Origin of the sequence: Methylomonas sp. 11b (assembly GCF_000515215.1) — a bacterium.
Classification (GTDB): Bacteria; Pseudomonadota; Gammaproteobacteria; order Methylococcales; family Methylomonadaceae; genus Methylomonas.
The window spans coordinates 2,751,828-2,768,904 of record NZ_KI911557.1; the positions used below are offsets into that span (position 1 = coordinate 2,751,828).

Below are 17,077 nucleotides of genomic sequence, written 5' to 3' on the forward strand. Positions count from 1 at the left end.
CTGCGTGGCAGCCGATCTCGCCATTTCGGGATCGGCTGGTATGCTCGGAAACTACATTCCTCAAGCAGACCAAGCCATGCCGACCGCCAAATCACCCAGGCTGAACCCAAACAAATTGCTGCTCAGCAAATGGACCGCCGTTGCCCCGCAAAACAAGGAAAAACACTTTATCGTCAGTAAATTGCTGCTGCCGGACGACCCTGACGCGCCGCTGGAAATGATCGAATTGGAGGCGGTGTTTAGCAAACGGGTGCAAATCATGCCGTGGCGGGATTTGCGCGACTCCAGCATTTGGCGCCAGGGCTGGCTTTGAGCGATGAGCTACAACCTAGTCTGGTTCAAGCGCGATCTGCGGGTGCACGACCATGCACCGCTAATGCACTCCAGCCGCAACGGGCCGGTAGTATGCTTGTTTATCATCGAACCGAGTCTGTGGGCGGCAGCCGATGCGGCTACGCAACACTATCTATTTTTACGGGAAAGCCTGCTTGATTTGGATATTGCCTTGCGCAAATGCGGCGGCGGCTTGTGTATCGAGATAGGCGAAGCAGTGGACGTGTTGGACCGGCTTTGGCACGAAGCGCCCTTCAAGGCACTGTATTCGCACCAGGAAACCGGCAACTGGCTGAGCTTTCAGCGCGACTTGGCCGTGCAACGCTGGTGCCGGTCGCACGGCTTAAAGTGGCATGAGTTTGCGCAATTCGGTGTGGTGCGGCGCTTGCAAAATCGCGACTTGTGGAAAGCGCATTGGGAAACGCTGATGGCGGAACCCTGCCTAGATCCTCCCTCTTGTGATTGGCTAGCAGCACCTCAACTGCCGATCTTGCCCGAGCCGCAAGCTCTGGGATTAATCCAGCCCAACCCGCCGCTGCGCCAAATAGGCGGTCGCCGCCAAGGCATCGAAACCTTACGCGAATTTCTATTCGACCGTTGCGGTGCTTACCGAGGCGGCATCTCTTCGCCATTGTCGGGACCGACGGCCTGTTCGCGGCTATCGCCTTACCTGGCCTTTGGATGTTTGAGTTTGCGTGAAGTGGTGCAAGCCACCCGTCGCCAGCTCGATGTGTTACCTCGCAGCGATGTCCGTCGTGCCGGCTTGACCGCCTTCGTCAGCCGCTTGTATTGGCATTGCCATTTCATGCAAAAGCTGGAAAGCGAACCGGAACTGGAATTTACCAATCTGCATCGCGGCTATGACGGTTTGCGCGAAGCGGACTGGAACCCAGCGCATTTTCAGGCCTTAACCGCAGGCCAAACCGGTTGGCCGCTGGTCGATGCCTGCGTGGCGATGCTGGCTCAAACCGGCTGGCTGAATTTCCGGATGCGCGCCATGCTAGTGTCGGTAGCCAGTTACCCACTTTGGTTGCACTGGCAACCGGTCGGCACGTGGCTGGCACAACAATTTCTGGATTACGAACCGGGCATCCACTGGAGCCAGATGCAAATGCAAGCCGGCACCACCGGCATCAACACCACGCGGGTGTATAACCCAATCAAACAGGCCCGCGACCATGATCCGCAAGGTCACTTTGTTCGACATTGGCTGCCGGCCTTACGCCGGGCGCCTAAAGAGTGGCTGTTCGAACCGTGGCGCATGCCTGTAAAACGGCAACAACAATGCGGCGTAATCGTCGGTGCCGATATCCCCGAACCGCAGGTCGATCTTGAATGCGCCACCCGGCAGGCCAAAGCCCGTCTTTACCAAGTACGCGGCCGCGCCGAAGTCAAAGCCGCCAAGGCCGCTATCGTCGAAAAACACGGCTCACGCAAACAACCGAGCCGCCGTAAAACCAAAAATACTGTCGGCGACTGGGTACAAACCCAGTTGGAGTTTTAATGCATCAAAAAGCCCTGCTACCCGCCAAGACCTGCGTCGTCTGCGCCCGCCCCTTCGTGTGGCGTAAAAAATGGGCCAGGGATTGGGATGCGGTGAAATACTGCTCAGAGCGTTGCCGCCGGCAGCGGAGCACGCTGGCGACAGTATGACGACCTTGCGCCTGATTCTGGGCGATCAGCTAAACCCACTCCACAGCTGGTTTGCGCAAACCGATAGCAAGGTGGTGTACGCGCTGATGGAAATCCGCCAGGAAACCGATTACGTGCTGCACCACGCACAAAAAATCATCGGTATTTTCGCGGCGATGCGCGATTTTGCTGAGAGTTTGAAGGCCCAAGGCCATCAGGTGCATTATTTAAAAATCGACGATAACGCGAACAGGCAGTCGCTGACTACCAATCTGGATGACTTGATCGGGCTTTACCAGGTGCGACATTTTGAGTACCAGCTACCCGACGAATGGCGACTAGATCAGCAATTGCAGACTTATTGTCAAACGCTGGCTATCCCTAGCCAAGCTTGCGACAGCGAACATTTTTACAGTCAACGGCACGAAGCGGCAGAGCTGTTCGGCGCCAAGTTGCATTGGCTGATGGAAATGTTTTACCGGCGCATGCGACTCAAACATGGCGTGTTACTGGAAGACCATCAACGCCCGATCGGTGGACAATGGAATTTCGACCACGACAACCGTAAGACGTGGCCCGGCACGCCGGCGGTGCCTGTTGACACTCGGCCTCGTCATAACCATGCCAGGCTTTGGAGGGACATCGTTGCAGCTGGCGTGAACAGTTTTGGTGCCGCCGACGCCGATGATTTCCGCTGGCCGCTGAATCGCGCAGAAGCCTTGCCGCAACTGGATGCTTTCATCGCCAACAGCCTGCCGCAGTTCGGCGACTTTCAGGACGCGATGAGCCGGCGGAACTGGCGGCTGTTTCATTCGCTGCTGTCGTTTGCGCTGAACACCAAAATGCTCAATCCGCGGGAAGTCGTGGAGCGGGCGGAAACGGCGTATCGCCAGGGTGCAGCGCCGCTGGCAGCCACCGAAGGCTTCATCCGCCAAATTCTGGGTTGGCGCGAGTATGTGCGCGGCGTGTATTGGGCAAAGATGCCGGAGTACGCCGAGCACAATTATTTCGGTCATGACCGACCTTTGCCCTCCTGGTTCTGGACCGGCGAAACCCGAATGAATTGTCTAGCAGCGGCCATCGGCCAATCCTTGCAGTACGCCTATGCCCACCACATCCAGCGCTTGATGGTGATCGGCAATTTCGCTCTGTTGGCAGGCTTGGCGCCCGAGGCGGTGCATCGCTGGTATCTGGGGGTGCATATCGACGCCTTCGAATGGGTGGAATTGCCTAACACGCTGGGCATGAGTCAGTTCGCCGACGGCGGTGTGTTGGCGACTAAACCTTATGTGTCCAGCGCCGCGTACATCGACCGGATGAGCGATTACTGCAAGGGCTGCCACTACGACAAAAAAGCCCGTACCGGCGATCGCGCCTGCCCGTTCAATGCTCTGTATTGGCATTTCTTCATTCGTCATCGCGCTAAGCTAAACCACAATCCGCGCCTGGGTATGGTGTATCGAAATCTGGATCGGTTTGCAGTTGCTGAGCATGATGCGATAGCCCGGTGTGCGGAAACGGTTTTAGCGGATTTGGAGAGGCTTTGAAAACATCGACAGAAAAATCTCCGTCTCCCTCCGGGAGAGGGCTGGGATGAGGGGAACAAAAACCATCAATGTTCGTCCGAATTCGCTGCGTTGATCAAACCTGCTGCATACTGCGTTAATAAACTTACCGAATACGATTTATGAATTTAACAATTAAACAGGCCAATCCTCAGGGAAAGGGAGCTGTTGCTGTATTGGACAGTTTGCAGCAAGCCAAAAAGCAGCTGATCGCACCCGCCAAAAACATTCAGCAAATTACTAACGATTTATTTACCTCGTTGTTTGTTTTAAATAGCCAAATTCGTTTTAAACCGACCACGGGACAAGCGTATTGGCTGTATTTTAAGGATGGCCAATACCGCCTATCGTTGATTGCGCCGGAACAATGGGCGCCAAGCCAATCCGGCCGTTTCATAGGCACCTGCGAATTACAGTCGGATTTAACCTGGACCTTGGCGTTATCCAACGCTTGCGCCAACGATGACGCTTTTATCCAAGAGATAGCAAATCGCAGTCTGCAACTTGAACAGAAAATGCAACAGGCCGAAAAAATCGACGACGTAATGCCGGTATATCTGGAAACCCTGCCGTATTACTCCCGAGTGCTTGCGGCGGCGCTGGCTTTTTCGCTGAAGCAATCCATGCAAAAATCGGGTATTTTGGGTTTGAGTTTTCGGCAAGCGGAGACGTTACTGATAAACCGTAGCGATCAATCAGTGTAGCGAGCAGTTCTACCAAAATACTCTGCGTGAACAGAATGAAAGCCTACGTGCTAGCGTCGGCGGCGGGCTTCGGCCAACACTTGCATATGCCCAACCCTTCCCAATCAGGGCGAAAATATAGATCGCCACTGTCGCCAATAATTCAGGACGGACTCCTCCGCTCGTTGTCGGTAATCATAGTCGGCGCGCAGAATCGCGGCCGCGTGACGTCGCGCATCAGCAGCATATCCCGGAGTCGGTTCGAAGCGCCGGGGTAAAAACCGGTCTGCTCGGCAAAATCCGCCGGATTGCGAAACGTGCCGAACAGGATGTCGAATAACGGCAGGTCGGAATAATTGCCGGCGTGCAGCCCATGCTGATGGTGCACGGAATGGCTTTCCGGCCGTTGCAACAGGTAGCCCAACCAGCACGGCGTTTTGACGTTGGTGTGCTGAAACACGCTGCAAAACGTCGTCGCATATAGCACCCAGGTTGCGGCTTGCGGCGTAATGCCGATCAGCAAGGTCAACGTCAAACTGGACAACACCGTCCAGCCCAGCATGTCGAGCGGACTGAACCAGAACGCGCCGTAACTGTCCAGCCGCTCGGCGCTGTGATGCCATTGATGAAAACTACGCCACAAGCCGTTCGACGCATGCATGCCCCGATGCCACAGGTAAACGCCAAACTCGTACAGCAATAGTCCGGCCAACGCACCGTAAACATCGCCGAGGCCGGTCAGATCGAACCTCTGATGCGGCAACAGGTATTCATTCCACAGCAGCGGCAGATAAGACGATAATAACCAGTAGCAGACGAACGCGGCGATACCGCGCCAGCGCCAACCTGGCACGGTCGGTAACGGCCGCGCCGGCAGCAAGGCTTCCCAGGCCATCAACAGCGCGTACAGCGCAAACAGGGTTAGCGAAATCGGGTCCAGCAATAATTCGATAGGGGTAGGCATGGCGACACACTCGATTGATTCCAATACAGGCGATACCTTAGCCCAAGCCGATGCACCGGGCCATCGCCAAATCGGCGCGAAAACCGACGAATCGGCCATTGCGCCCATACCGGTGGCAATTCTGGTTTTTCCGGCCGCCAGTGCATCGGTGATTTTCGGTTTGTACGATTTATTACTGTCGGTAGGTCGGGACTGGCCGTTAATCGTCAGCGGTCAAGCCGGCCCGCAAGCCATCCGGCCGCTGCTGGTGGCTGCCGACTCAGGCCCGCTAACTGTCTGCAATGGCATTCCAGTGTCGATCGATCACGCGCTGGCCGATTGCCCGCCGGTGGCAGTGGTGTGCGTGCCGGAAGTCAATATTCCGCCCAGCGAGCCGATGGCCGGCTTGTTCGACCGGGAAATTGCCTGGCTGACACAGCGCTATCAAGCCGGCGCTACCTTAGCCGCTTCCTGCTCCGGGGCAATGCTGCTGGCGGAAGCCGGTTTGCTGGACGGCCACGATGCCACCACCCACTGGGCCTATTGCGCGACATTGCGGCAACGCTTTCCCAAGGTCAACGTGCACGGCCAGCGTTCGCTGGTGTGTTCCGGCGACGGTCAGCGCCTGATCATGGCCGGCGGCGGTACTTCCTGGTTGGATCTGACCTTGTTTCTGATAGCCCGGCTGGTGTCGGTGGAAGCAGCGATGCAGGTCGCCAGACTGAATCTGATCGACTGGCACCAAATCGGCCAACAGCCTTATGCCCGGTTGGCGCAGACTCGCTAGGTCGAGGATGCGCTTATCGCGCGTTGTCAGGTTTGGATTGCAGAACACTACCGTAGCCCTGCGCCGGTTACGGCGATGGCCCGGCTCAGCGGCCTCGGCGAGCGCAGCCTGAATCGTCGCTTCAAAGCCGCGACCGGCTTGTCGCCGTTGGAATATGTACATACGCTACGTCTGGAAGAAGCCAAGCAGATGCTGGAAGCCGGCGACCAGCCGGTCGAAACCATCGCCCGCGATGTCGGCTACGAAGATGCCGGTTTCTTCAACAGGCTGTTTCAACGCCAGGTCAAACTGACGCCGGCCCAGTACCGCAAGCGCTTTCGCGGTTTGCGGCTGTCGTTGGACGGGCCGGCTCGAGGGTAAATCCAAGCCGGCCCGGCACTAATTATTCGGCGTCCTGTACGAAACGGGGCAAACTGAATTTTTTGCGGTAATCCCGGGGCGCCACACCGGCGATGCGTTTGAACAAACGGCGGAACGAAGCCGAGTCTTCGTAGCCGACCAGCCAGCTAATCTGTTCGACCGTGGCGTCGGTTCTTTCCAGGCGGCATTTGGCATCTTCAATGCGCAGCTGCTGCACGTATTCGATCGGCGAATAACCGGTGGCCTGGCTGAAACGGCGTTTGAAACTGCGTTCCGGAATCCCGGCCCGCTTTACCAGTGCCGCGACCGGCGCGGCGACCGCAAAATACCGCGCCAGCCAACTTTGCGCGTCTTTCACCACGGCGTCTTGATGGTCGGCGGGTTGTTCGAACACCAAGTACGGCGTTTGACCGTCGCGATGCCATTCCAGTGCGAAAAACTTACAGAAAGCTTGCGCGGTGGCGGGGCCGGCGAAGCGCGCGACCAGGTAAAGCACCAGATCGTGCCAGGACGCGGAGGCGCCGGACATGACGAACTGCTCGCGGTCTCCGGCAATCACCAACATTTTCTCCAGGCGTAGCGACACTTGCGGGAAGTTTTGCCGAAAGGTCGGTGCAAAAGCCCAATGCACCGTCGCCGGCTTGCCGTCCAGCAAGCCGGTTTCCGCCATCAATAACACGCCCGAGCAGGCCGAACACAAGATCGCACCCCGCGCATGCATCGCCCGCAGCCATGCCACGGCTTCGGGATAACGCCCGCTGTTCCAGATGGCTTCCGGGACCGCAACCGACGGAATTATCACCACGTCGCTGGCGCGAAGCTCCTCGAACGTGCGGTGCGGCTGAAGCGTCAAGCCACTGGCGGTGCGAAAGGCCTCGCGGGAAGGGCCGACGATATCGACTTGAAACGGCGAGGTTTCGGGAACTACATCGTCATAGCCGCTCAACATCGAAAAGGCGTTCAAGACATCATAAATCCCGCTGAGTGTCGAAAACATAGCATCGGGGATCGCAACGATACTGACGTGAATCTTGGCCATGGTTAAAACCTCGTGCCGGGAGCATACCCTGGCATAAATGAACCGAACTTGGTCATTTTGACACTCGCCCGGTGAAGTTAGAAGCCGCAAACTATGGTCACCACTTTTTACCCGATTAATAGGAGGACAGATGGCCGCTTCTGCGCAGCAACCCGATCCGGAACAATTACAACACTTTCTTGACCGCGCGGTCGGCGATCTGGCCGCCTCGTACGGCGGCGTGATGGTCAGCCTCGGCCACCGGCTGGGGCTGTACCAGGCCATGGCCAACGCGGGACCGTTGAGTCCGCAACAACTTGCCCGAAACGCCGGTTGTGCCGAGCGCTACGTCCGCGAATGGCTCAACAGCCAAGCCGCCGCCGGCTATGTCCTGTATCATCCGGCCAGCCAAAGCTACGAACTGACGCCGGAACAAGCCTTGGTTTTGGCGGATGAGGACAGCCCGTTTTTCATGGCGCCGGCCTGGAACGTCGCCGCGTCGATGTGGTTGGATGAGGAGAAAACCCTGCATGCATTTAAGACCGGCAGCGGCGTCGGCTGGGGCGACCACCACGACAGGCTGTATTGCGGCGTTTCGGCGTTTTACCGCAATTATTACCAGGCGCACTTGGTATCGCAGTGGCTGCCTGCCTTGGCCGGTATCGAAGAACGCCTGCACACCGGCGCCAATGTGGCCGACATTGGCTGCGGCCACGGCCATTCCACCTTGCAAATGGCTACTGCATTTCCGAAATCCCGATTTTACGGTTTCGATAGCCATGCCGGTTCGATCCAAGCTGCGCAACGGCATGCCGCGCGCCAGGGACGGGCTGAACAGGTGCGTTTCGAAGTCGCGCATGCTCAGGCATACCCGCAGACCGGCTTCGATCTGATCTGCTTTTTCGATTGCTTGCACGACATGGGCGATCCGCTGGGCGCGGCCAAATATGCCGCCGAAGCCCTAGCTCCGGGCGGCACGGTGATGCTGGTGGAACCTTACGCCAACGACCGTGTCGAGGACAACCTGAATACCGTCGGCCGCCTGTTTTACGCCGCCTCCACGACGATTTGCTGCGCCCACTCGTTGTCAGAAGACGTAGGTCTGGCTCTGGGCGCACAAGCCGGCGAAGCGCGCTGGGCCGGCATCTTCCGCGAGGCCGGTTTCAACAGTCTGCGCAGGGCAGCGGAAACGCCGTTCAACCTGATTTTGGAGGCCAAAGTGTAGCAAGTTGCCCGATGAGATGAGTCAGTCCTATCGACAGCGAACCGATCATGGTCAACCTCGCCCAGCCACGCAACGGCGTAATCGGTCGCGTGCCGCCAGTCCGTGTTGCCATTCGAGATGAATTACGGATTTACCTTCAATGGCAATATCGAAGGATTGCCGGTCCGTCATATTATCCAATAGCGCTTGTATGGTCGGCACCGCCAGCGCAATAGCGCCGACCTTGCCGTTTGGCGAGGAATAGTTAAAGGCGGTTACCGTTTGCGGCTGGCCGTCCGCTTGATCCAGCGTCACTTTGATGGTGCCGACCGCTTGGGGGCTGGGAATATCCGGTCCCCAAAAAGTCATCAGCGCGCCTTTGTAGTCGCCATCCGGGCCCGACAGTACCAGCGCGCCCTTCAGGTTGGTATACAGCGCGCTGCAACCTTCGCCAGGACGCGGCGGCTGACCGTTTTGCTGATATTGCCACATGCCATTGCCCATGGCTTTAAGTTCCGGATCTTTGTTGAGTGCGGTATGTAAGCGGTCATAGCCCAGGGACATTGTTTCCAGCACCGAACTCATCGCCCCGATACGCGTTTGCAGCGGATCGGGGCGCGGTGCCGGTGCTTCGGCATCTTCGGCGGATTCGTAGACGTTGTTAATGTTCTCTTCGCAGACCGGCATCGCGGCGACGCCATGCGAACCGCCCGTGATGCCCAGCTGCACTTCGCCAGGCCCCGGCCCGTTGGGACAGATATAAGACGCCTGTGCGCCAGTTGCCAACCCGGCCATCAGCACCCAAACCAAAGGCCAACCGGTAATTATCTTTCGGGCAGCCAACTTGCGAACCAGATTTATTAGGGTCATGCATACTCCGTAAATTAAGAGAAATATCGTCTCTCCCGCGCCGGCGGGAGTCCAGTTACCACGGTGGATTTCCGCTTTCGCGGAAATGACGGCTACAGAGAGTTTCAAGGCCGGATTAATAGGCCTCACCGCTCCCCGGCAATCGGGCTTGACCCAGTTCGGCCATCGCCTGAAACACGTAAGCCAGCAGCGGCTGGTCGATAAACGTACCGAAGAACAGATAAGGCTCTGCCTGATTGGCGGCTCGAATTTTGGCATGAGTTTCCGGGTTATCGCCGGCGTAGGCGCGGAACAAATCCAGCCAGGTCCGCGCCAGTTGCTGCATGCGTGGATCGTTCGGCGGCGTGCCATCTTCCAGATGTTGGCGTATGGAGGCAATCAGCGGCGGCCAGTCGTCGGCGTGCTTGCCGTAGTTCTCACGCATGAAGTCAAATTCATCCGGTGCGAGGTATTTTTCGTAGATCGTCAATTTGGTCTCGATGAACGCGCGCTGGATGTAAGTGACGAGTTCCGGCGTCACGCCGGTTTTAGCTTGTACCGACGGTTCGCCATACATCATCGCATTGAGTTTGACCAGCAACCGAGGGTCGCCTTGGGTGTCGCGCACCAGCATGCCTATCCATTGCCTTGCCAACGCTTGGGCCTCGGCACTCTCCGGCACGAGCCCAGCCCGCATAGCTTCGTGCACCGCTTGAACCAGTGCCGCCCATTCGCCGGCGGTGGAGTTCTCGTCTATATCAAGCAGCGGCAAGCGCTTTAAGTCGTTGGCGGAAAAATATTTATCGTACATGGTCATCATCTCCAGTGTGGTTAGCCAATCGGCAAGCTCCGGTTCTTCTCCGCGCGTCAATTGCAGTTGCAGACCGGACAAGCGGTCGCGCAAGGCTTTGCTTTGCGCGATCTGCTGGTCCAAGGCTTCAATCTGCCGTTCGACGATAGTCGCGAGATTCAGTCCGGAGTTTGCCAAAATGTCTCCGATAGCGGCCAGCGACAAACCAAACCGCCGTAAGGCTTGAATTTGATGCAATCTGGAAATGTCGGCCCGGTTATACAACCGGTAGCCGCTATCGGAACGCGCGGAAGGCTTAAGCAAACCGATGCTGTCGTAGTGATGCAGGGTACGGACCGTCAGTCCGCAACGTTTGGCGAGATCGCCCACTTTAAGCAACATGGATTAGCTCCTTCCTTATGCGTGCCGCTAGCATAGAGCGTGACGTTGCGTCAGGGTCAAGGGCCATGGTTAAGATAAATCGATTGCCGATTGGCGTTGGGTTAGCCAGGTTTTGATGGCCCGGGCCCTGAGCCTCAAGCCATCACATCCAGTTTCGGCGGCAAGGCCATGCCGTCGATACGTTTAACGTTGTTCAACACTTTTTCCAGAAAAGTGGTGTCTTCGTGACGGCTTTTCTGGAAGTCGATCATCCCCTCGATCTGGCCCAAATAATCTACCTTCAGGTCGCCGGCATCCGGTGCGGCGAATGGGTTGCTGGTGGAGATTGGAATATAAGGCACTACGTCCAGCAAACCGTCCACGCCGGATTTGATCAACGCGTTGATTTCATTGAGCGAGACCTGGCGCATATTAACGGTCCGCGACGCTTGGCTTTGCTCGGCTACCTCGACAACTTTACCGATGGACTGAGGCGGCAAAGTTTTTCCGCTGACTGCTTGGTTAGCGGCAAGGTTGGTTCCTATAGTCGAAATATTCATCGCAAACTCCTGATTTAAGGGTGAGTATCCATCGCACCCAGCAAAATAGGCGCCATTTGTTGCGGCTTGGGATAATCGAAGCGGCGTCTTTTTACGAGTAGCCGTTGTCGGCCACCGGCAAGAGCCTACTCAGCAAGGTGTATAAGGCCTCCGGGTCCAACGGCTTGTGCAAGACCAGATAGCCCTCCTGCTCGGCTTGGGCCAAAGCCGGCGAATCGAATTCGCCGCTGATCATGGCCCCGGCGGCGTCAGGGCAGCGTTCCAGCAAGGCTTGCAACAACTCGAAACCGCTTTCGCCGGAGCGCAGGCGCTGGTCGCAAAAAACGGCGTGGGGCACGAAACCGCCATCAAGCAAGCCAAGCGCTTCGTTGGCGGATGCCGCGCAAGCCGTTTCCACGCCCCAGGCGCTCAACAAAGCTTGCCAGGCGTTGCGCACTTGCGGTTCGTCGTCGATCACCAGGCAGCGGCCGCTAAGCGTTGCGGCTTGCTCGGCAGGTGCGACGTGTTGGTCTGCCGCCATAGCCCACCGCTCGTGACTGGGAGCGGCGGCCGGCAACCGCAACCAGAAGCGCGAACCGCGGCCTTCCCGAGAACGCAGGCCCTGGCTGGCGCCCATCAAATCGGCGCAACGCGCCACCACCGCCAAGCCCAAGCCGTGACCGGCGTTGTCGATGCGCCAGGCATGCTCGGGACGAAAGAACGGCGAGTAAATCCGCTGTTGGTCGTCTTCGGCGATGCCGACGCCGGTATCCCACACCTCGAACTGCCAGCAAGCGTTACGCCGCCGCGCCGCCATCAGCACCCCGCCTTGCTGGGTATAGCGCAAGGCATTTTGCATCAGGTTGATCATGGACTGGCGCAGCAACATAGCATCGGCGATGACGAGCGCCCGACCGCCGCTCAAGCGCACTCTGAGATCGATTTGCCGTGAGCGGGCTTCTTCCCGAAACAGCGTGGCGACATCGCTCATCAGCGGGTCCAGCGCCACAGTTTGCAGATTGACCGGCTGGGCGCCCAACTCAATTCTCGACAAGTCCAGCAGCGAATTGAACATCTGCGTAATCGATTGCACGCTTTGTTGCAGATCTTGCAAAGCGGGCTGCAAAGTCGGTTCCTGATTGCGGCGGGAAATCGATTCGATCAAAAAGCCCATGGCATGCACCGGCTGGCGCAGATCATGACTAGCGGTGGTCAGAAATTGGATTTTGGCATGCAACGCGGCTTCGGCTTCATCCTTGGCGCGCCGATAATTCTCGGCCAACTTGGCGCTATCTTCTTCCAGTTTTATTTGTTGCAGGAAAAAACCATGGGCAATGGAGGAGTGCCGGTGTATCGACAAGACGTAACTGAAGCACAAGGGCATAATTAAATGCCAGTGCTCGGGAAACGCCCAAGGCGTCAACAATGTACAGCCGCCCCAAGCGGCACCGAAAAACCGCTGAAACGCACTGAATACGGGTGATTGGTGGGTGGCGTTGGCGGCCATGATTGCCGCCAAACTCATGTAAAGCAGCAACGTATATTCGAATGGGACCCGACCGGCGACGATAAGCACCAGCGCCGCCAAGCCCAGCCCATGCGCTAAGGCCATGCGCAGAATGACGGGCAGCCAATGGGCGACTGCCGCAAGCGGATCGAGACGGGCCCTATCAAGCAGGTATTGCCGCTGTTGCAGGCGCACGGCAAGCACGACGATAAAATACGACACCGTCCAAACCAGCAATCCCAAGACGTTTTGATCGAGTTGATGCTTCCAGTACACGAAGGGCAAGCCTACAAACGGGATAATGGTGATGCCGTACACCAGCCGGTTATGCGTCATGTCCAGTAGTCGGGCTTGGCCGGCCGGGCTGATGTCGGCAAAGCGCAATAGCTTGTCGGCAGTAGATTCAGGCTGGGCGGTTTGCATCAGGAACCTTCCAGCTTTTTGCCGCGCAACATAGTGATCACCTCAATCCGATTTCGCGCACCCAAGCGCTCCAAAATGCCGGTGACGTGTTCCTTGACGGTTTGCTCGGATAAGGACAAATTCAGCGCGATGCGCTTGTTCGGCAAACCCTTGAGCATCATCGCCAGCACTTGGCCCTGGCGGGCGGTCAAGCCGAGTTCGCGCGCGGTGACAGGCAATTCTTTATTTTGCAACTCGCGCCCGGCGAACTTTACACCGCCGTAAAACCAACTGTCACCCCGCAACAGCGCGGCAATGGCCCGACCGAAAACCTCCGGCGACTCCTGTTTATGCAAAAAGCCGTCTGCCCCCGCCAGCCTTACTTTGTCCAGCACCGCCGCGTCGTCGTCGGCGCTGATGGCTAGTAGGCGTGTGGCCGGGCTGCGCTGTTTTAATTCTGCCAGCAAGCCCAGAGACGCGCCGTCTGGCAACCAGAAATCCACCACGGCCAAAGTCGGCGGGTTGACAGGATTAAGAGCAGCCCAAAATTCGGCGACGGCAGACACCGGTCGCGCCGCGCTAAATCCGCAATGGGAAAGCAAAAACTCCGCAATGCCGCTGGCCGACAAAGGATGATCGTCTATCACCAGTGCGCTCAACCCGTTTTTCACGCAAATCCCCTCATTAACATTGATAGACGACGTCTGGCGTCGTTTCCGGTTTCCGGTTTAGAGCCTAAACACACGCGAATAGCAAATGCAAAAACGCCATCTTGTCTTGACCCAGCCCCTACATATTGTCGCTTAGGCGGGAGCCCGATTTTCACACTGGGTTAAGGCGAAGTCGTCCCCGATTGCTGCATGTATTTCAAAAATCAGAGTCGAACTATTCCAAGTAACCCCTTTAGAGTCAACACCTAAGACCAGCCAAGCACCAGAGGTCATTAACCCGGCCCGATGTATCACTGGTATTCCGTTCGGGCTGAGATTCTATGGTTTTCGTCAAGCTGCATTGTTGAGGCAACCAATTTTCTGAGCGTCAAATCGGGCATCGGCTTGTTGCCAAAGCGAGAATGCGATGCGTAATAATTTTCTGGCGATAATCACCAGCGCCTGAGTTGCCGAGAACTCTCTGGCTCTTAACTCTTGGTAATAGGGTTTCCACACAGCCGTTTTGGCGGCTGCCTGGGCGCAGTTGTATAACAGCCGTCTCAGTTCACCCGGTCCCCGTTTGGATACGCGTCGGCGGCCCCGCTTTTGGCCTGAGTCACAGGCTCGGGGATCCAGCCCGACAAAGGCTACTACGGCATCGCTGCGGCTTAACGGGACCCGATCAAACAAGACAGCCAGCTGTGTTGAGGTTTGCCGGCCAATACCCGGTATGCTCTCAAGACGTCGGGCCTCGGCTTTCAGTGCAGGCTGCAAAGTTAATAAGTCATCCAGTTGCTGATCGATATGCTTGAGCAATCCGTCCAAGGCGGCCACGGTATCAATGAGTGGCGCTTCAAGTTCCTTCACGCTTCGCAAGGCTTTTTGCAGGGCTTGACGATGCTTGACGACCGTCGCACGGCGCCGTTGCAGTAAAGCCACTTGGTGCTGCATCGCCGAAGCAGGTTGATAGGGACGTAAATGACCCCGTTCAGCGGTGATAAATCGCCGGATCAGTTGGGCGTCCACTCGATCCGTCTTGCCCCGTCTGCCCAAACCCAGGGCATAATGGCGCATATGCCGTGGGTTCAGCACATAGACGACCATGCCCATCAATACCGCTTGCTCTGCCATGAGTTGATGATAATCGCTGGTGGCTTCCAGGCCAATATAACTCCCGGTCGGTAACGTCTTCAGCCAGGCATCGATGGCCTCTGCCGTATTGGCAAGCGTCAACAAACCCTGCTCTGAATCTATCACCAGTTCATCTTTTGCTACATCGATACCGATCAACATTTCGCTTGTCATACATCCTTCCCCTGTTGAAAAATAAGAGAGTCGGGGTGGTGCGTCTGCCGAGTAAGCTTGTGCACAAATCGGCGGTCTAACCGCTAGATTCTTCATCGACTCTGGAAGACGCGATGGGATGATTTCTCAGTGAGGTCTGTCTTAGCAGATGCTTGTCGATGTCCCTCCATCCCGACAACCAAAGTCTCCCCGATTCTCTTAACCTTTACCATACAAGCTCGTCGAAGCCCAGGCTGGTGCTCCCTTCGATAAACTCAGTACTCTCAAGGTCATAAAGGCGAACGGTGTTTAATGGCCGGGTTAATAAATCAACAATTACAGGCGCTGCAATCGCTGCTTTTGAAGCGGGCGCGAGTAGCAGGATAAACATCAAAAAGTATTGGATAGCGGTATCTCTTAGATGCATTTTTGTACGCCTACGGTTTAGAGCTGCGCGATGAATTGTTAACTATTTGAAAACATTGTTTCTTGCCCTAACCGCCTTTGACCAATTAGAGCAGTCTACTTAGGCCGCGCGGGGCTTTAAGTCAGCATTTGCCCGCCGCCTGCAGCAAAGCGTTGCAACTTGCCTTGTTGGTTTTACCTACGTCGCTTGACCCTTTGGTGAAATCGGTGCACATGGCGTCCGCCCCACTTGCCATGCCCCAAGTTGCGACTTTCCCGAAACCGGATGGCTCTAAAATCTCACATTTAAAGGTCGCTCCGTCGTCGGTTTTAACGGTGTACTGCATGCCGTTATAACCAGCGGGAGCTTCGGTTGCCTGCGAATTGGTGATTTTGAAGTTGCCAATTTCACGACCAATGGCCATTGATATTTTGCTTTCGGCTTTGTTGCTTCCCTGGGCGGAAGGGTTACTTGCCGTTGTTGCACAGCCGGAAAGGATCAAGAAGAAAGTTACCGTTACAAGTTTTTGCAGCATTTTGATTCTCCAGCGCTCCGAGTGATAGAAACGCTGGGCATAGGAGCGAAAAATATGCCTAACGCAGGTAACCAAAGGCGCTCTAGTGCCGTTCGGCGACCAATACAACGCAGCTAAACGCTATCTCTAAAACCTCCATGTGATTTCAGAGTCGAGCACGCAGACGACGCGGAACGAGACCCAGCAACGCGGAACCAAACAACCAGATGGCGCCTGGTATCGGCACGGACGCAATCGGATTTAATAGAAAGGCTCGTTGCACGCCATTCGCGGCAATTCCCACCCCAACGATTTGTCCACTATTGTTGACATCGTAAGCTGTCATCAGCGTCCAGCCGATGTTGGCTGCAATCAGCGTGTTCAAGTCTGTCATGACGCCATTGAGCGTAACGAAAGCACGTTTCGATCCACCAAAATTATCGCCGAAATATCCCACGGCTTGTCCGGCGTTATTGATACCCAATGCCTCGCTGCTATAGCCGGACAAACCTATATCCATCATCTGGTCGTCAACAGTTGTAATGAACGCGTGCTTCTCATCGTTGGTGACAAGGGATGTGCCGGCCACCTGGCCGAGGTCGTTGATGGCATAACCTCTGCTGACACCCCAGGCAAGCGCGCCCAGATCCACCATTTGGCCATTACGGGTAATAAAAGCGTGACCACCATTAGGTGTTTGACTCTCGCCAGTGACCTGACCGCTATTGTTGATTGCATTACCCGCACTCCAGTGACCACCATTCAAAGTTCCCAGATCAGTCAAGCTGCCGTTGCCGGCAATAGTGGCTCGTTGGTTGCCCTCGGCATTCCATGCACTGCCGACTATTTGCCCGGCATCATTGATTCCGTAGGCCACACTGGAATAAGGACTGCCGCTGAAACCACCGATTATTTGGGTGACACCATTACTGTGCACAATCCCGCGCCCGCCAGAATTGCCCACCACCACACCGCTTGAATTGATCCCGGTAGGACTTGAATATCTGGGTACGGACAGCCAACTCACACTATTGTTTTTGTAAACAAAGCTTTCACCATCCCCCGTAAAACCCAGAACATGCCCGGCATCGCTGATAGAGACCGCCCCCGAACTGACTAACGGGCTATCCGGCATGAGATCCACCAACGTATACAAAACACCGGCGTGTGCCGGTAATACCGGCAGCATTAAGCCCAGGGCAAGACATCTCAGACTGCGTTTCATTGTAA

19 protein-coding genes are annotated in these 17,077 nt (G+C 56.4%); 8 read left to right on the forward strand and 11 right to left on the reverse strand.

Annotated elements, in window-relative coordinates:
* The first annotated feature begins 76 nt into the window (after window positions 1–76).
* The 5 genes from METH11B_RS0113270 to METH11B_RS0113285 all read left to right on the forward strand — a co-directional run bounded on the left by METH11B_RS0113270 (window position 77) and on the right by METH11B_RS0113285 (window position 4,234).
* Window positions 77–313: a TIGR02450 family Trp-rich protein gene (locus METH11B_RS0113270; RefSeq protein ID WP_020484438.1), complete on the forward strand. Its 237-nt coding sequence runs from the start codon at window positions 77–79 to the stop codon at window positions 311–313.
* 3 nt (window positions 314–316) lie between these two features.
* Window positions 317–1,837 (forward strand): FAD-binding domain-containing protein, encoded by a 1,521-nt coding sequence (locus METH11B_RS0113275; RefSeq protein WP_026602433.1) that lies wholly within the window; start codon window positions 317–319, stop codon window positions 1,835–1,837.
* Window positions 1,837–1,986, forward strand: coding sequence for a DUF2256 domain-containing protein (locus METH11B_RS30175; RefSeq protein ID WP_081733800.1), 150 nt, complete (start codon window positions 1,837–1,839; stop codon window positions 1,984–1,986). The genes METH11B_RS0113275 and METH11B_RS30175 overlap by 1 nt, the downstream gene beginning before the upstream one ends.
* A complete protein-coding gene (locus tag METH11B_RS0113280; protein ID WP_442919032.1) occupies window positions 1,950–3,512 on the forward strand; it encodes a cryptochrome/photolyase family protein in 1,563 nt (520 codons plus the stop codon). Before METH11B_RS30175 ends, METH11B_RS0113280 begins: the two co-directional genes overlap by 37 nt.
* A gap of 140 nt (window positions 3,513–3,652) precedes the next feature.
* A complete protein-coding gene (locus METH11B_RS0113285; protein ID WP_026602435.1) occupies window positions 3,653–4,234 on the forward strand; it encodes a DUF2452 domain-containing protein in 582 nt (193 codons plus the stop codon).
* A gap of 142 nt (window positions 4,235–4,376) precedes the next feature.
* Here METH11B_RS0113285 and METH11B_RS0113290 read toward each other — a convergent pair whose 3' ends face one another.
* Window positions 4,377–5,177 (reverse strand): sterol desaturase family protein, encoded by an 801-nt coding sequence (locus METH11B_RS0113290; RefSeq protein ID WP_026602436.1) that lies wholly within the window; start codon window positions 5,175–5,177, stop codon window positions 4,377–4,379.
* On the opposite strand from METH11B_RS0113290, the gene METH11B_RS26790 reads away from it, so the two are divergent.
* Complete coding sequence (locus METH11B_RS26790) at window positions 5,176–5,943, forward strand: GlxA family transcriptional regulator (protein ID WP_026602437.1); 768 nt, start codon at window positions 5,176–5,178, stop codon at window positions 5,941–5,943. The genes METH11B_RS0113290 and METH11B_RS26790 overlap by 2 nt on opposite strands.
* Window positions 5,944–5,979: 36 nt before the next feature.
* Complete coding sequence (locus METH11B_RS29490) at window positions 5,980–6,303, forward strand: helix-turn-helix domain-containing protein (RefSeq protein WP_269319500.1); 324 nt, start codon at window positions 5,980–5,982, stop codon at window positions 6,301–6,303.
* Window positions 6,304–6,325: 22 nt separating this feature from the next.
* Here the strand turns inward: METH11B_RS29490 and METH11B_RS0113305 are convergent, their stop codons facing one another.
* Window positions 6,326–7,342 carry a GlxA family transcriptional regulator gene (locus METH11B_RS0113305; protein ID WP_026602439.1) on the reverse strand — a complete coding sequence of 339 codons (1,017 nt, stop codon included), beginning with the start codon at window positions 7,340–7,342 and terminating at the stop codon, window positions 6,326–6,328.
* Between the two features lie 130 nt (window positions 7,343–7,472).
* Here METH11B_RS0113305 and METH11B_RS0113310 point away from each other — a divergent pair, with 130 nt between their 5' ends.
* On the forward strand, window positions 7,473–8,546 hold the full coding sequence (locus METH11B_RS0113310; protein ID WP_026602440.1) for a class I SAM-dependent methyltransferase: 1,074 nt from the start codon (window positions 7,473–7,475) through the stop codon (window positions 8,544–8,546).
* A gap of 51 nt (window positions 8,547–8,597) precedes the next feature.
* Here METH11B_RS0113310 and METH11B_RS26795 read toward each other — a convergent pair whose 3' ends face one another.
* The 9 genes from METH11B_RS26795 to METH11B_RS0113355 all read right to left on the reverse strand — a co-directional run bounded on the left by METH11B_RS26795 (window position 8,598) and on the right by METH11B_RS0113355 (window position 17,072).
* Complete coding sequence (locus METH11B_RS26795; protein ID WP_026602441.1) at window positions 8,598–9,395, reverse strand: hypothetical protein; 798 nt, start codon at window positions 9,393–9,395, stop codon at window positions 8,598–8,600.
* Between the two features lie 115 nt (window positions 9,396–9,510).
* Entirely contained in the window at window positions 9,511–10,566 is a 1,056-nt protein-coding gene (locus tag METH11B_RS0113320; RefSeq protein ID WP_026602442.1) for a MerR family transcriptional regulator, read from the reverse strand.
* A 134-nt stretch (window positions 10,567–10,700) separates the two neighbouring features.
* Window positions 10,701–11,105 (reverse strand): hypothetical protein, encoded by a 405-nt coding sequence (locus METH11B_RS0113325; protein WP_026602443.1) that lies wholly within the window; start codon window positions 11,103–11,105, stop codon window positions 10,701–10,703.
* A gap of 91 nt (window positions 11,106–11,196) precedes the next feature.
* Window positions 11,197–13,014: an ATP-binding response regulator gene (locus tag METH11B_RS0113330; RefSeq protein ID WP_026602444.1), complete on the reverse strand. Its 1,818-nt coding sequence runs from the start codon at window positions 13,012–13,014 to the stop codon at window positions 11,197–11,199.
* Window positions 13,014–13,664 carry a response regulator transcription factor gene (locus METH11B_RS0113335; RefSeq protein ID WP_026602445.1) on the reverse strand — a complete coding sequence of 217 codons (651 nt, stop codon included), beginning with the start codon at window positions 13,662–13,664 and terminating at the stop codon, window positions 13,014–13,016. Before METH11B_RS0113335 ends, METH11B_RS0113330 begins: the two co-directional genes overlap by 1 nt.
* 330 nt (window positions 13,665–13,994) lie before the next feature.
* Entirely contained in the window at window positions 13,995–14,948 is a 954-nt protein-coding gene (locus METH11B_RS0113340; protein WP_026602446.1) for an IS110 family transposase, read from the reverse strand.
* 205 nt (window positions 14,949–15,153) lie between these two features.
* Window positions 15,154–15,354: a hypothetical protein gene (locus METH11B_RS0113345; protein WP_026602447.1), complete on the reverse strand. Its 201-nt coding sequence runs from the start codon at window positions 15,352–15,354 to the stop codon at window positions 15,154–15,156.
* A 121-nt stretch (window positions 15,355–15,475) separates the two neighbouring features.
* Complete coding sequence (locus tag METH11B_RS26800) at window positions 15,476–15,868, reverse strand: hypothetical protein (RefSeq protein ID WP_026602448.1); 393 nt, start codon at window positions 15,866–15,868, stop codon at window positions 15,476–15,478.
* A 145-nt stretch (window positions 15,869–16,013) separates the two neighbouring features.
* Complete coding sequence (locus METH11B_RS0113355; RefSeq protein WP_026602449.1) at window positions 16,014–17,072, reverse strand: hypothetical protein; 1,059 nt, start codon at window positions 17,070–17,072, stop codon at window positions 16,014–16,016.
* Window positions 17,073–17,077: the final 5 nt, after the last annotated feature.

Coding starts and splice junctions, on each gene's coding strand:
- METH11B_RS0113270 (WP_020484438.1), top strand. CDS start 77: ATGCCGACCGCCAAATCACCCAGGCTGAACCCAAACAAATTGCTGCTC.
- METH11B_RS0113275 (WP_026602433.1), top strand. CDS start 317: ATGAGCTACAACCTAGTCTGGTTCAAGCGCGATCTGCGGGTGCACGAC.
- METH11B_RS30175 (WP_081733800.1), top strand. CDS start 1,837: ATGCATCAAAAAGCCCTGCTACCCGCCAAGACCTGCGTCGTCTGCGCC.
- METH11B_RS0113285 (WP_026602435.1), top strand. CDS start 3,653: ATGAATTTAACAATTAAACAGGCCAATCCTCAGGGAAAGGGAGCTGTT.
- METH11B_RS26790 (WP_026602437.1), top strand. CDS start 5,176: ATGGCGACACACTCGATTGATTCCAATACAGGCGATACCTTAGCCCAA.
- METH11B_RS0113290 (WP_026602436.1), bottom strand. CDS start 5,177: ATGCCTACCCCTATCGAATTATTGCTGGACCCGATTTCGCTAACCCTG.
- METH11B_RS0113305 (WP_026602439.1), bottom strand. CDS start 7,342: ATGGCCAAGATTCACGTCAGTATCGTTGCGATCCCCGATGCTATGTTT.
- METH11B_RS0113310 (WP_026602440.1), top strand. CDS start 7,473: ATGGCCGCTTCTGCGCAGCAACCCGATCCGGAACAATTACAACACTTT.
- METH11B_RS26795 (WP_026602441.1), bottom strand. CDS start 9,395: ATGACCCTAATAAATCTGGTTCGCAAGTTGGCTGCCCGAAAGATAATT.
- METH11B_RS0113320 (WP_026602442.1), bottom strand. CDS start 10,566: ATGTTGCTTAAAGTGGGCGATCTCGCCAAACGTTGCGGACTGACGGTC.
- METH11B_RS0113325 (WP_026602443.1), bottom strand. CDS start 11,105: ATGAATATTTCGACTATAGGAACCAACCTTGCCGCTAACCAAGCAGTC.
- METH11B_RS0113330 (WP_026602444.1), bottom strand. CDS start 13,014: ATGCAAACCGCCCAGCCTGAATCTACTGCCGACAAGCTATTGCGCTTT.
- METH11B_RS0113340 (WP_026602446.1), bottom strand. CDS start 14,948: ATGACAAGCGAAATGTTGATCGGTATCGATGTAGCAAAAGATGAACTG.
- METH11B_RS0113345 (WP_026602447.1), bottom strand. CDS start 15,354: ATGCATCTAAGAGATACCGCTATCCAATACTTTTTGATGTTTATCCTG.
- METH11B_RS26800 (WP_026602448.1), bottom strand. CDS start 15,868: ATGCTGCAAAAACTTGTAACGGTAACTTTCTTCTTGATCCTTTCCGGC.
- METH11B_RS0113355 (WP_026602449.1), bottom strand. CDS start 17,072: ATGAAACGCAGTCTGAGATGTCTTGCCCTGGGCTTAATGCTGCCGGTA.